This window comes from Paenibacillus sp. FSL R5-0713 (assembly GCF_037973325.1).
In the GTDB taxonomy this organism is placed as follows: Bacteria; Bacillota; Bacilli; order Paenibacillales; family Paenibacillaceae; genus Paenibacillus.
The window spans coordinates 3,208,131-3,221,091 of record NZ_CP150229.1 but is presented as its reverse complement, the minus strand read 5'-3'; the positions used below and the strand labels follow the sequence as shown (position 1 = coordinate 3,221,091).

Sequence of the window (12,961 nt, the reverse complement as noted above, 5' to 3'; positions counted from 1 at the left end):
AGTCGGGGGTCTTTTATGTGTGCAATTTATTTTCGCCAAAATGTTGAACATTCTGCCTTATCCGCGATATTAAACTCAATTATTCTCTCAAGTAACGAATAATCAATCTCCTGTTTCCACTTCATTCGCACCAACTCTTTGGTATGATCATAACCGGCTTTAGTGATCTCTTCCGAAAAACGATTAATTCCTGCCTTCTCGGGAGCAACAGCCAAATGTTGCTTGGATACACTAAAACCAATAATGAAGGTATCATGGTCGGTAAACATCGGTTGGTTCCATGCAATTTTTTGTTTTAAATTCGGGAATCTTTCAGTGATCCAGTTCAAAACTTCTTCCGTTCGTGCCTGGTGTTCCGGGTTATCGATGCGTGCTATAAATTCTGCAAAGGTCTCCATTGGTTTCCCCCTATATCATGAAATATACTATTTAATTTGCCCCATTCAAACTCATTCTATCATGAATATCAAATTCAAGACCCCTATCTGCCCGATAACTCAAAACGATAAGTAGCTTGCTAGACTTTATATGTTTTCCTTAATCCAAGAACGCAACTGATCAGCACAGAATGCGCGTTCATCTGGATCGGATTGAGAACCCTTTGTCAGATAAAGTTGATCATTCACGTATCTGGGATAAACATGCAGATGATAATGCCATACATCTTGATTACCTGCAGGTTCATTATGCTGTCGTGTAGAGATTCCTTCACATCCATATGTACTTTTCATTGCCCATGCTGTAAGTTGAGCCGCGTAATGAATCTCAGCAGCGTAGTCCGCAGGAAGTTCAAAGATGTTCTCGAAATGTTGATTTGGAACAACAAGCACATGTCCTTTATTGTTTGGCCACCACTTGCCTGCTATAAATGCCGTTACCTTTTCATTCTGATAGATAATATCTCTTTGTTTGTTTGTTTCCCTGATCCGGTCGCTCGATACCCCAAATACAACAAAATGGACATTCATACCCTTGGGGCTGATGTGAAAATAATGCTGTCATCTTTTTGCTTCCACTCCTTTCAAGTTTCTTCAAGTAATTATTAGATTTAGCTAGCTTCAAACCTATATCTGTAGCAATTTCAAGATAGAATATTATAATAACAAACAACCTATATAAGTGGTAAATTATGCAGATAGATCTATTCCCTTTTTTTGTGTTAACCTCTTTAATGTTCTGTACAAAAAAATATGGGGGTTACATAATTGAAAGTTTTAATTTCATTGGGAGGAGTATTCGTTCTCGTAGCTGCAGAATTACACTTCATTCTCTCTAACGGGAAGCATAATACTACATGAAAAAATATTCTAATATCATTATATTCCTCTTGGTTCTATTGATCATTGGTTCAACTTTTATTTTAATTGAGAACTCAACTCGCAAGAAAGAAATTGCGGTCAATTCGGATTATTATACTAGTTTTGTTTCGAGAGTACAGAATCTGAATGATACACTTTCTCAAACCAGTGAGGTACATTCTACTGGAGAAATCGAGCAAATGTTTGATGTTTATACTTCCATCATTTTAATAAATGACCGATTAACGCTCATCAAAGAACATACTAAAAACTTCTCTGATTATATAAATGTTCTTATCAATGACTTTTTAATATTTAGAAATGAATATGGTTATCTTGTAAAGGATCAATTAAAAGGTAACCGTACAGATTCTGAAGTACGTATAAAAGTAGCCAAACAGATCAAATTATTCCTGAATGACTTGCCTAAAGAATACCACGATTCAGAAGAATTTTCTGATCAGTTCAGTGCCGCTGCTAAGCATATTAAGCCATTGCTGCATCTTAACTTTTAATTTATTTGAGCCGCTGCTGCGGCTCTTTTTACTTAACCATATCATGCTGAAAGATTAAATATGAATTTTCACCAGGAAGGTGAGCTAAAAAGGATCCTACAATGAACAAGATAAAAAGCAGCTGACCTTATAGGCAGCTGCTTTATTCTATCTTTAACTATCCCTATCAATAATCACACTCCACACTTACATGGTGTTGATATCAATAACAAAGCGATATTTCACGTCAGAAGCCAGTACACGCTTGTAAGCTTCGTCAATCTGATCAGCCGAGATAACCTCAATGTTAGGCGCAATATCATGTTCTGCACAGAAATCAAGCATCTCTTGCGTCTCACGAATGCCACCAATCATGGAACCTGCGAATGAACGGCGATGACCGATCAGAGAAAATACGTTTACGGCTAATGGCTCTGCAGGAGCACCCACGTTCACGAGTGTACCATCCAGCGTGAGCAGTGAGAAATACGCGTTAATGTCAATATTGGCACTCACCGTGTTAATCATCAGATCAAAGGTTCCTGCAAGTTTTTCGAAGGTCTCGGGTTCGCTTGTGGCAAAGTAATGATCTGCACCAAATTGCAGTCCATCTTCTTTTTTGCTCAAGGATTGGGAGAGGACCGTTACTTCCGCACCCATCGCATGTGCGATTTTGACAGCCATATGACCCAGACCACCCATACCTACAACGGCAACCTTCTTACCTGGGCCAGCTCCCCAGTGATGAAGTGGTGAATACGTCGTAATACCGGCACACAACAAAGGTGCAGCTGCATCAAGTGCAATGTTATCAGGGATGCGAACGACAAAATCCTCTACGACAACAATATGTGTTGAATATCCACCTTGCGTAGGTTCACCGTATTTGTCTACTCCAGCGTAAGTTTGAATATTTCCTTTGAGACAGTACTGCTCTTCACCTTTGCGGCAGTTAACACATTCACCACAAGAGTCGACCATACATCCGACCCCTACTCGGTCACCAACCTTATATTTGGAGACTCCGCTTCCTACATCAGTTACAATCCCGGCAATTTCGTGCCCAGGAACGAGTGGATAGTTCACAGGACCCCATTCACCGTGAGCAGTATGAATGTCAGAATGGCAGATACCGGCATATTTAATCTCGATTAATACATCATTGGTATCCAGATCACGTCGTTTAATTTCAGCACTTCTGAATTGTTGGTCTGGACCGTCAACGGCTCTGGCTTTAGCTATAATCAATGGAATAACCTCCTCGTAATTGTAAGTACATAAATAATCTTACGCCCTCTAGTTAACTCTAGGTCAAATGTTTATCTTATTTTTTATCTCAAACGTACTTTGACATCCAGTAATCCAACATGATAGAATTCACTCGGATCAATCCTAGAGTTAACTCGAAGTCTACCCCTCGTAGAAAGGAATTCATTATAAATGACCTATTCAATCGGTGAAGTTGCCAAAAAATTAGACCTTACAGTATATACATTGCGGTACTATGATAAGGAAGGACTTATGCCTTTTGTAGAACGTACCACGAGCGGAACGCGCTTGTTCAAAGATTCAGACATCGACTTTCTAAAGATCATTCAATGCCTGAAGTTGACCGGAATGCCTATCAAAGACATCAAGGATTTTATTGAATGGTGTTCTGAAGGGGATTCCACCCTGAAGCAAAGATATGATATGTTCACGGAACGAAAAGCCATTGTTGAAGCACAAATGGAGCAACTAAGAAGGACCATGGAAGTTATTGACCATAAACGCTCATACTACGAAACTGCTTTGGAAGCTGGAACCGAAGAGATTCACAGAAGAGTAAAAACAACAGCCGATGCCGTCACCAATTGATGGTCCATCTTTCTCATGACGTAAATAGATACAAAAATAGCAGCTTGTAATCCTATAACGGATTACAAGCTGCTATTTGGGATATGTTTAGGCACATCGTATGGAATAACATTTCGGAGATATGCCTCTATATGCGCGTAGAGCCAGCCGTATCATTTTTCCAACAGTTTTATGGATACATTGATTATTCGATTTAATTTAACTTTATCCGTCGAGGTTCTGGCCATGGCTCTAATGCCGACAGAAATATTGTGCAAATACTCTGCCATTTCCTTCGCATCATGGTCTGAGGAAAATTCTCCATCGCGTTGTCCCCATTCGATGATCTGCTCAAACATCCGCTCTGTATCGTTAAATGATTCAAGGGACCGTGTATCTACATCCGAATCACGTGTGCCCAGCTCTACTGCCGAATTTACGATCAGACAACCCGATGGTGTATCCTCTGCTTCACTGATCATCAATCCATAAATGTTATGCAGTGCTTCCACTGCCGTCTTGGACGCTTTAATTTCTGCAAGTAATGTAGCACTGATCTTGCCTTTATAACGATCCATAGCCTGCAAGAACAATGTATGTTTATCATCAAATGTATCGTATATACTTCGGCGATGTATTCCCATATGCTCCACAAGGTCACTCATCGATGTCTTCTCATAACCTTGTTCCCAGAAGATCTTCATTGCTTTATCCAACACTTCGTTCACTTCAAACTCTTTACTTCTAGCCATTCGACTTCCCTCCTAAAGTCAATCTAACACATCGGGAACGATCAGTAAATAAAAGACGTATACATCTTCTGTACTTGTTGTATATCATGATTGTGCACTTGTGATTATGTAACCAGCAGTCAGCATGTCTTATCCATTTACATCAAATGTTTGCCTATTCCTATCCGTTTTCTACCGCCTAGGGTCAATATACGCTAGAATGTGATTAATTATTATATTGTGCGAAAAGGGAGATTAACGCATGTCTGATCGATTACATGAGCATCAAGACGAATTAGCCAAACGTATTGACCGTTATTCAAACACCAATGGTGTGCACCAGACGGCTATCCCTTCATTATTTCTAATCCGTGAATCGGTTGTTACTGAACCTATATTTAGAGTGAGCGAACCTTCGTTCTGCATTATCGTACAGGGTGAGAAACAGGTCCTGCTGGGACAGGATCGTTTCCGATATGGTCCAGGAAGTTATATCGTGGCAACCGTTGACTTGCCGGTTAGTGGACAAGTGATCCAAGCCTCGTCTGAGGCTCCTTATTTGGCCCTGAAACTTGAATTTACGTCCAGTGAGATTCTGGAGGTGTTGAACCACTCCCATTTCCCGGCAAGACCGCAGAAAACGACGAAACGTGCAATGTTTGTAAGCCAGGCTGAGCCATCTCTGCTGGATGCAGTTGTCAGGTTAATACGTTTGTTGGAAGATCATTCGGAAGATATACCACTGCTCGCTCCTTTGTTCAAGAAGGAAATTCTCTATAAAGTTTTGAAAGGCCCCCATGGGATGGCCTTGGAACAAGCTACCATTGCGGGCAGCCATACCTATCGAATCAGAGACGTTATTGAATATATTATGAATCACTCTGAGCAAAATTTTCGGGTGGAGGATCTGGCCGATTTGGCGAATATGAGTACTGCCTCGCTGCACAGACACTTTAAAGAAGTGACTGCCATGAGTCCGATTCAGTTTCAAAAACAACTTAGGTTGCAAGAAGCTCGGCGCTTGTTATTATCCAAGTCCACCGATGCAGCAGATGTAGCATTTCAGGTAGGTTACGAAAGCCCGTCGCAATTCAGTCGTGAATATTCTCGCATGTTCGGTTTACCGCCCAGAGAAGATATTAAACGCCTGAGAGGTATGGATCATTAAAACAACTGCCTTCATCTGTCGTGGTACTAGCTATTACTGTTTCGCATCACTAAAAAAGAGCATCTCCCCGTCTTTTAACGACGTTTGGAAATGCTCTTATACTATACTACTCTACTATATTTTTCAGTCCAATTTTACTTTTTCGAAAGCAAGCTATCCGAAATAAACTGCAGCTGACCTTCCAACGTTAACGGATCGTTGTACGAGTCTGAAGTCGGGTCAAGCTGGAACACATGATTGGCCTTCACCGCAGGCAAATTTTTCCACAATGGATTATCATATACGATCTTGGGATCAGTTTTGTCTCCCGACCATGGGCTGGTGAAGATGATATCCCCCGCATACTCCGGTAATAGTTCCATGGATATCGAAGCCCAACCAGTACCGCTGTCAATTGCTTCAGCTTGAGCCTTGGCCGGTGCCTTGAGACCAAACTCTCCATAAATAATTTCACCGCCTCGGCCGTAGTTGTGACCAAATACAAATAATCCTTTGGCATACGGATTCAGAATGGATACCGTGCGATCACCCACAGCTTCCTGAACCTTAGGCTTCATTTCGTTAATCTTTGCTTCCCATTTAGCATTCCATGCTTTAGCTGCGTCTTCTCTATTGGTAAGCTTACCCATCTCAAGCATCAGATCCTTGAAATTGCGCTTACCATAATCAATCTGTACGACTGGCGCAATCTGCTCCAGCTTGTCGATGCCCTCTGTGCCTGTGTACACAATAAAGAGGTCGGGTTTTAAGCTGATTAGACTCTCTGGTGTAGGCTTCTCACCCAGATCACTTGTGCCAGCTTCTGCAAGTTGATCCTTGATATACTTGTTGTTCATCGCTCCTGATAAAGCGCCGACTACCGGTGCATCGAGGGCAACAAAGTACCCCGTCGAAAATGACGTCAAATCAATAATGCGCTTAGGATTTTTGGGTACCTGTACTTCACCTGCATCCGATTGATATGTAACGAGTTCCTCTTCGGCAGTTGCTTCTGTACCAGCAGAAGAAGCTGAATCCGAGTTCGTCTTGGTTTCTGTTCCCGCAGTTTCATTCGTACTGTCCCCGGTTTTACTATTGCTCGTGGTAGATTGACCACAAGCACTAAGTACTAGCAGCAAGATGAGTGCCATTATGATCCATACTGATTTTCTCTGTTTACGCAAAATAAACCCACCTTTTCGTTGATATTGATAATCGTTATCAACGATATCATGCTCTGAAGTATTTGACAAGCTATGTTTATTTCCCTCCCTCTATGAACTCTAACTTGCAAGTCACTAACTTAAGCGGCTATCATCAATAGAGTAGACAAGTCACTTTTATTAAAAAGAGAGATCATTGGAAAGCCAATGAAACGTATTCAAGGAGGAAAACATGGAAGAAATTATGTTATGGTTAAAGTATTTATTTTTAGGTATTGTTCAAGGCGCAACGGAGCCGATTCCTGTCTCCTCCAGCGGTCACTTGATCATCGCGCAGAGACTGATGGGCATGAAGCAGAATGGATTGTCATTTGAGATTTTAACCAACACGGCATCGCTTATCGCTATTATTTATATTTTCCGGGAAGATATCAAAAAGTTGATTATTGGTGCATTAGGTTACCTGCGTACTCGTAAAGAAGAATATAGAGCAGACTTCATGTTTTGCTTATACATAATTATTGGTACGGTTCCTGCTGCTGTCGTTGCGGTCCTGTTCAAGGATCGGATTGAAGAAATTTTCTCGTCCGTCTACACTGTTTCCATCGCGCTATTGATTACCGGCGTTGCCTTATGGCTGATTCGTAATCTTCGTGGTCGCAAACAAGACGGTGATCTGTCTACAAAAGATGCATTGTTGGTCGGTCTCGCTCAGGCAGTAGCTCTTATTCCCGGAATTAGCCGTTCAGGGGCGACTGTAATTGCTTCCATCGCTGTGGGCATGAAACAGGAAACGGCACTGAAGTTCTCCTTCATGCTGTACATTCCAATAAGCATTGGTGGACTCATCATGGGTGTATCCGACATCGCCAATGATCCAAATCGATCACAGCTGGCGATCCCCTATCTGATTGCATTCATCACAACACTCTTCGTTACCTATTTCTCCATGAGATGGTTTATGGGCATTATGGCAAAAGGCAACCTGAAATACTTTTCGTATTACTGTTTTGCCGCAGGAACATTGTTGCTGATCTTCTTATAAAAACAAACTAATCACACCAAAAGGAACAACCAGCGATGGTTGTTCCTTTTGGTGTATCTAGCAGAGCCATCAGTTAAATCTTCAGCTGAGGCGGCGTATTGTTTTTTGAGTCATCGTAGTTCTACTTTACTTTCAGGTGAGATTAGTTTAAACTGATCCAAAATAAACAGTACGGTCTTTTATAATAGGTACTACCCGGAAGGATAGTGTTAATAATGAGTATGGCTGACTACCACGGTAAAGTTAAAAACATTCAAGATACCCCTTTTGGATATACGTTGTCCGTTATTGGTGGCAAATGGAAAATGGTGATTATGTACCTTTTGGCAGAAAACCCGCCTGTCCGCTTCAATGAGCTGAAAAGACAGATCGGAGCCATCACATATAAAACATTGAGTTCACAGCTCAAAGAATTGGAAGCAGATGGCATGGTAGAGCGCAAAGAGTACCCTCAAGTCCCTCCTAAAGTCGAGTACCGACTGACAGCGAAAGCTGAGAGGTTACTGCCCGTTTTGGAAGGACTGTGCGAATGGGGCGCTCAATATCAAGACCCATCGATCAATAATAGCGTAACGGATTAAACGATTTTGTCTACATGTTCAGATGAGATCATTAGAGATCATTGCATATATTAAAGCTAAAAAAAGTCGCCCATAGGCGACTTTTTCTTGTATATTATGCTCCTCTATCCGTTCAATAACGGAAGTTATGATTCGTGCGTAACATTTACCTTTTCGTGTACCAGATCTTTCTGGTAGGCCAACACTTTATCCCAATTGCCACTGAATACAGGGATTCGATAATACCCTACGCGCTCATATAGTGCTGCAGCTTCCGGCTGTAATGGACCGGTTTGCAGTTTCAGGTTGGTATAACCAAGTTCGCTTGCAAGACGCTCCGCCTCAGCCAAAATAGCCTGGGCTATCCCCTTACGGCGGTAGCCACTGCGTGTATACATGCGTTTAACTTCTACAGATGTTTCATCAAGGGGTCTAAGTGCTCCGCAACCAACCGGGTACCCGTCGATCCTCGCAACGATAAAAGCCGCCCGTGGCACTTCAACGTCGGACAGTTGAAATCCCGCCGTTCCATCACCGCCATATAACAAACCGAGTTCTTCACTCAGTTCCTTGATCAATTGCAACGAATCCTCGCTGCGAATATCTTCAGCTGCTGCATGCACGATGTGTGTCACCCTACATACCCCCTTTATCTCATTGGACTTATTGGTTTTAATGATATGTCTAAATTATCATTCCCAACAGCAAGCGTCAATTCCCCCATCCATTGAATATTTCTATAAGTACGCCTCAACTCACTCCAGAATTGGAAAATTTCAAATTGTTTTGATATGAATGATTTCTATATAAAATCACGACTATTCTCTAACTTTTGCATGTTACTATGGTTTGGCATACTGCAAAATGGCTGTAGCCGCACGAATTCGCAGCTCTTCTTCTTCACTGTGTAACGCTTCCTTCAGCACATGAATAGCTGCTTGAATTGTAGCTTCATCTATTGCTGTTGAGAGAGTGTGTGTTGCTTCAGCTGCTATGCCGATTGCAAGTCCGCGATCCAGCTGTGCTTGTGAAACGGGATGCTCAAACTTTGCAAGTATGGATGAATCTTTTAGCAGCGACTGAACTTTGTCATTTAGCTCAGCGAGAGGAATACGACCCAACCATGTAACCCCGCGGCGGTGACAGATCAAGTCCTCTTCCGTGCCAGCGGAATCGTCGTAATAATAATCCCCGATATCCCCCACATACGTCCATTCATCATCGCTAATTAATACATAATCCCCATCCTGCATGAGGTTGGCAAACATATGTAATGTCGCGAGTGCTCTCGCCAATTCTGCTTCATCCAAGCTAGCGTGTTGAACCAACTGTTCCTTCCATAACTCCGGGGGCGTTTGCTCCAGATCTCCTGTACCGGACCAAGCGATACCAATATAATTTTCTTCCAAAAACGATGCTACTCTGTTGATTCCGTGCACGGTAGACTGGATGTGATACAGATTCATGCTTATCGCCCTCCCTTCAATCATTCGTATGAACATAGTTAACCATTGTAACATTACTGGTGTCTTTTTCAAACGTAATGATCACTTTTGATATAGCCACAGGCTATAACTAGGTATAATTTAATGGAATTACGTTATAACTCCGGATCTGTGATAAATTTTGTGTAACATAAAGCAGAGGGGTTTTAAACGATGACGAAAAGTAGTGTATTGGGATATCCGCGTATTGGTGCTGATCGGGAATGGAAGAAAGCGTTGGAAGCGTTCTGGGCAGGCAAATTGGAGGAAACAGAATTTCACGCACGTCTGCAGGAGATCCGTATTGATCATTTGTGTAAACAGCAAGCAAAAGGCATCGACCTCATTCCGGTGAATGATTTTAGTTATTACGATCATATCCTGGATACGGCCGTGATGTTCGGCATTATTCCTAAACGTTTTGCTTATGATGGTGGCTCGGTTCCGTTGTCCGTATATTATGGCATTGCCCGGGGTACGAAAGATGCCGCAGCGAGTGAAATGACAAAATGGTTTAACACCAACTATCACTACATCGTACCTGAACTCGACGGGGCTTCCCCAACTCTGACGGAGAACAAACCCCTTCTCGCTTATCGTGAAGCAAAAGAAAAACTCGGCATTGAAGGAAAACCGGTCATCGTTGGACCATTAACCTTCCTGAAGCTCTCGAAAGGCTATGATAAATCCGAGACTGACGCATGGCTGGATCGCTTGCTTCCACTTTACACTCAATTACTCCAGGAACTTGCGAGTGAAGGTGTTCAGTGGGTGCAGATCGACGAACCTATTCTGGTCACCAAATTAGATAATGAAGACGTACAGCGTCTGAATAAAATATATGAGACATTTGCGGCAGCCGTGCCGGGCCTGAATATCATGCTGCAAACGTACTTTGAATCTGTCGAAAACTACAGTGACATTGTGTCATTGCCAGTGCAAGGGGTAGGACTAGATTTTGTACACGGACTCTCTGGTAACATACAATCCATTCGCACATCCGGTTTCCCGGCTGACAAAGTGCTCGGAGCAGGTATTATTGATGGACGTGGGATCTGGAAAGCTTCCCTTCAAGGCAAACTGAAGTTGCTGAATGAACTGGCTGAAGTCGTAACGTCTGAACGTATCATCGTGCAATCATCCTGCAGCCTGCTGCATGTGCCCGTTACCACTGCACGTGAGGCCAAACTTACATCCGAATTGAAAAATGCTCTTGCGTTTGCAGATGAAAAGCTGGATGAGATCGTTCTTTTGACTACAGCCCTATCTTCACCAAGTGCAGAGATTACAGCCAAAATAGACGAAGCAGAGCTTCCCCTTCAGGCACTTCAGCAATCCGAAGATCGGAACCGCACAGCTGTACAGAAAGCCGTTGCTTCCATAAGTGTTCAACAGCCAGAGCGCTCTCGTCCTTTTGCCGAGCGTCATGAAGCCCAACAGACCAAATGGCAATTGCCACTCTTCCCGACAACAACGATTGGCAGTTTCCCACAATCTGCTGAAGTCAGAAAAGCACGTCAGTTATGGCGAAAAGGTGAGTTGAACAACGAACAGTATGCTGCCTTCATCCGGGAGCAGATTGATATCTGGATTAAGCTTCAGGAAGAGATCGGAATTGACGTATTGGTACATGGTGAGTTTGAGCGTACCGATATGGTTGAGTTCTTTGGCGAGAAACTTGCCGGTTTTGCCTTTACACAGTTCGGCTGGGTACAGTCGTATGGTTCACGTTGCGTGAAGCCGCCTATTATCTTCGGGGATGTTGCGTTCACGGGTGAAATGACGGTAGAAGAAACGAAATATGCTCAATCGCAGACCGATCGCCCTGTTAAAGGCATGCTGACTGGCCCAATTACCATCATGAACTGGTCGTTCGTACGGGAAGACATTGCTCGGGAGCAGATTGCCTATCAATTGGCGTATGCGCTGAGACAGGAAGTTGAAGCACTTGAACAGGCAGGCATTGGTATGATTCAGGTTGACGAGCCGGCTGTTCGTGAAGGGCTTCCGCTAAAGGAAAATGAACAAGCCGATTACCTGGCCTGGGCGGTCAAAGCGTTCCGCATTTCCACGTGCACGGTGCACGAAACGACCCAAATTCATACGCATATGTGCTATTGTGAATTCCATGACATGATTGATTCCATCGAAGCCATGGATGCAGATGTCATTTCTATTGAGACATCCCGTAGTCACGGCGAACTGATTCATAGTTTTGAAGAAAATACGTATGAACTGGGTATTGGTCTTGGCGTATATGATATCCATAGTCCACGGGTTCCAAGTGTGGATGAAATGAGCAGCATGATTGAACGCGCCCTGCGTGTTCTTGATCCGAAGCTGTTCTGGATCAACCCGGACTGCGGATTAAAAACCCGTGGACAGGAAGAAACGGTGGCTTCCCTCCGTAACATGGTGGATGCAACCAGAATCGCCCGTACCAATTACGCTTCCGCTGCTGTATTGTAATCTCTGCTGCGAAGCAGCATATTTAAAAAAGTAAAGCCTGACACTCCTTCGTTAAAGGGGTGTCAGGCTTTTTATGTGCTTAAATTTTTGTAGTTACTTTTAACGCACCTTCATTTCACTTGTATTATGAGGGATCTTGGGCGATCTTGGGGGTTCCTGCCGCTTTTCTCACCATCCAACTCTTACGACTAAATACTCTCTTCCAGCCATTGCTGTAAAGGGATGTCTTCAGTAAGTTCGCCCAGCAATATGTGACGGAACTTCCCTTCCTTATCAATAACCATCGTAGCGGGCAAACCCGCAATACGATACATCCCTGATATGTTACCCGTCACATCAATGATGACCGGAAAATTAAACGCTTGCTTATCCATAAACTCACGAATCGTACCCTTTGATTCCCCCACGTTAACAAACAGGGTTGCCACATCATTCTGATAGTCCTGGGCAATCTGATGTACGAGCGGCATCTCCCTTACACAGGGCGTGCACCATGAAGCCCAAAAGTTAATCATGACGGCTTTGCCCCGATAATCCGACAGCTTCACTTGCTCGCCTGCTGAATTAACCGCTGTGAACTCAGGGGCCCTTGCACCTACTTGAATCATATTGGCTCGCCCTGACTCAGGTGTCGATACATTTTCAAAAATAGCCCATGCACCTGCTAACAAAGCGATCAATCCAATCAAAATTGTAAGAGTACGTCTGCTCTTAAGATTCTTCTTCTGCACTGA

14 protein-coding genes are annotated in these 12,961 nt (G+C 43.1%); 6 read left to right on the top strand and 8 right to left on the bottom strand.

Features of this window, described 5'->3' with window-relative positions; all coding sequences use genetic code 11:
- Nucleotides 1-26: 26 nt before the first annotated feature.
- The gene (locus tag MKZ12_RS14495) at nt 27-398 is read right to left on the bottom strand and encodes an iron chaperone (protein ID WP_339261094.1); all 372 of its coding nucleotides are present in this window, start codon (nt 396-398) and stop codon (nt 27-29) included.
- A gap of 126 nt (nt 399-524) precedes the next feature.
- A complete protein-coding gene (locus tag MKZ12_RS14490) occupies nt 525-968 on the bottom strand; it encodes an HIT domain-containing protein (RefSeq protein ID WP_339261092.1) in 444 nt (147 codons plus the stop codon).
- A gap of 326 nt (nt 969-1,294) precedes the next feature.
- Here MKZ12_RS14490 and MKZ12_RS14485 point away from each other — a divergent pair, with 326 nt between their 5' ends.
- A complete protein-coding gene (locus MKZ12_RS14485; RefSeq protein WP_339261090.1) occupies nt 1,295-1,813 on the top strand; it encodes a hypothetical protein in 519 nt (172 codons plus the stop codon).
- A gap of 186 nt (nt 1,814-1,999) precedes the next feature.
- Here MKZ12_RS14485 and MKZ12_RS14480 read toward each other — a convergent pair whose 3' ends face one another.
- Nucleotides 2,000-3,040, bottom strand: coding sequence for an NAD(P)-dependent alcohol dehydrogenase (locus MKZ12_RS14480; RefSeq protein WP_339261088.1), 1,041 nt, complete (start codon nt 3,038-3,040; stop codon nt 2,000-2,002).
- 192 nt (nt 3,041-3,232) lie between these two features.
- Here MKZ12_RS14480 and MKZ12_RS14475 point away from each other — a divergent pair, with 192 nt between their 5' ends.
- Nucleotides 3,233-3,649 carry a MerR family transcriptional regulator gene (locus MKZ12_RS14475; RefSeq protein WP_339242579.1) on the top strand — a complete coding sequence of 139 codons (417 nt, stop codon included), beginning with the start codon at nt 3,233-3,235 and terminating at the stop codon, nt 3,647-3,649.
- Nucleotides 3,650-3,801: 152 nt separating this feature from the next.
- On the opposite strand, the gene MKZ12_RS14470 is transcribed toward MKZ12_RS14475, so the two are convergent.
- Nucleotides 3,802-4,380, bottom strand: coding sequence for a TetR/AcrR family transcriptional regulator (locus MKZ12_RS14470; protein ID WP_339242577.1), 579 nt, complete (start codon nt 4,378-4,380; stop codon nt 3,802-3,804).
- A 241-nt stretch (nt 4,381-4,621) separates the two neighbouring features.
- Here MKZ12_RS14470 and MKZ12_RS14465 point away from each other — a divergent pair, with 241 nt between their 5' ends.
- Nucleotides 4,622-5,527, top strand: coding sequence for an AraC family transcriptional regulator (locus MKZ12_RS14465; protein WP_339261087.1), 906 nt, complete (start codon nt 4,622-4,624; stop codon nt 5,525-5,527).
- Nucleotides 5,528-5,661: 134 nt separating this feature from the next.
- Here MKZ12_RS14465 and MKZ12_RS14460 read toward each other — a convergent pair whose 3' ends face one another.
- Nucleotides 5,662-6,690: an ABC transporter substrate-binding protein gene (locus MKZ12_RS14460; protein ID WP_339261085.1), complete on the bottom strand. Its 1,029-nt coding sequence runs from the start codon at nt 6,688-6,690 to the stop codon at nt 5,662-5,664.
- Between the two features lie 211 nt (nt 6,691-6,901).
- On the opposite strand from MKZ12_RS14460, the gene MKZ12_RS14455 reads away from it, so the two are divergent.
- Together MKZ12_RS14455 and MKZ12_RS14450 are read left to right on the top strand one after the other, a co-directional pair.
- Nucleotides 6,902-7,714, top strand: coding sequence for an undecaprenyl-diphosphate phosphatase (locus MKZ12_RS14455; protein WP_339261084.1), 813 nt, complete (start codon nt 6,902-6,904; stop codon nt 7,712-7,714).
- A 215-nt stretch (nt 7,715-7,929) separates the two neighbouring features.
- Nucleotides 7,930-8,295, top strand: a complete 366-nt coding sequence (locus MKZ12_RS14450) for a helix-turn-helix domain-containing protein (RefSeq protein WP_339261082.1) — start codon at nt 7,930-7,932, stop codon at nt 8,293-8,295.
- A gap of 125 nt (nt 8,296-8,420) precedes the next feature.
- On the opposite strand, the gene MKZ12_RS14445 is transcribed toward MKZ12_RS14450, so the two are convergent.
- The gene (locus MKZ12_RS14445) at nt 8,421-8,909 is read right to left on the bottom strand and encodes a GNAT family N-acetyltransferase (RefSeq protein WP_339261081.1); all 489 of its coding nucleotides are present in this window, start codon (nt 8,907-8,909) and stop codon (nt 8,421-8,423) included.
- 207 nt (nt 8,910-9,116) lie between these two features.
- The gene (locus MKZ12_RS14440; protein WP_339261080.1) at nt 9,117-9,740 is read right to left on the bottom strand and encodes a hypothetical protein; all 624 of its coding nucleotides are present in this window, start codon (nt 9,738-9,740) and stop codon (nt 9,117-9,119) included.
- Between the two features lie 192 nt (nt 9,741-9,932).
- On the opposite strand from MKZ12_RS14440, the gene metE reads away from it, so the two are divergent.
- Nucleotides 9,933-12,227 (top strand): 5-methyltetrahydropteroyltriglutamate--homocysteine S-methyltransferase, encoded by a 2,295-nt coding sequence (gene metE, locus MKZ12_RS14435; RefSeq protein ID WP_339261079.1) that lies wholly within the window; start codon nt 9,933-9,935, stop codon nt 12,225-12,227.
- A 188-nt stretch (nt 12,228-12,415) separates the two neighbouring features.
- On the opposite strand, the gene MKZ12_RS14430 is transcribed toward metE, so the two are convergent.
- On the bottom strand, nt 12,416-12,958 hold the full coding sequence (locus tag MKZ12_RS14430) for a redoxin domain-containing protein (RefSeq protein WP_339261078.1): 543 nt from the start codon (nt 12,956-12,958) through the stop codon (nt 12,416-12,418).
- Nucleotides 12,959-12,961: the final 3 nt, after the last annotated feature.

Excerpts from the sequence above, each read along its gene's own strand:
- MKZ12_RS14495 (WP_339261094.1), bottom strand. The coding sequence starts at position 398 with ATGGAGACCTTTGCAGAATTTATAGCACGCATCGATAACCCGGAACAC.
- MKZ12_RS14490 (WP_339261092.1), bottom strand. The coding sequence starts at position 968 with ATGAATGTCCATTTTGTTGTATTTGGGGTATCGAGCGACCGGATCAGG.
- MKZ12_RS14475 (WP_339242579.1), top strand. The coding sequence starts at position 3,233 with ATGACCTATTCAATCGGTGAAGTTGCCAAAAAATTAGACCTTACAGTA.
- MKZ12_RS14450 (WP_339261082.1), top strand. The coding sequence starts at position 7,930 with ATGAGTATGGCTGACTACCACGGTAAAGTTAAAAACATTCAAGATACC.
- MKZ12_RS14470 (WP_339242577.1), bottom strand. The coding sequence starts at position 4,380 with ATGGCTAGAAGTAAAGAGTTTGAAGTGAACGAAGTGTTGGATAAAGCA.
- MKZ12_RS14440 (WP_339261080.1), bottom strand. The coding sequence starts at position 9,740 with ATGAATCTGTATCACATCCAGTCTACCGTGCACGGAATCAACAGAGTA.
- MKZ12_RS14455 (WP_339261084.1), top strand. The coding sequence starts at position 6,902 with ATGGAAGAAATTATGTTATGGTTAAAGTATTTATTTTTAGGTATTGTT.
- metE (WP_339261079.1), top strand. The coding sequence starts at position 9,933 with ATGACGAAAAGTAGTGTATTGGGATATCCGCGTATTGGTGCTGATCGG.
- MKZ12_RS14465 (WP_339261087.1), top strand. The coding sequence starts at position 4,622 with ATGTCTGATCGATTACATGAGCATCAAGACGAATTAGCCAAACGTATT.
- MKZ12_RS14485 (WP_339261090.1), top strand. The coding sequence starts at position 1,295 with ATGAAAAAATATTCTAATATCATTATATTCCTCTTGGTTCTATTGATC.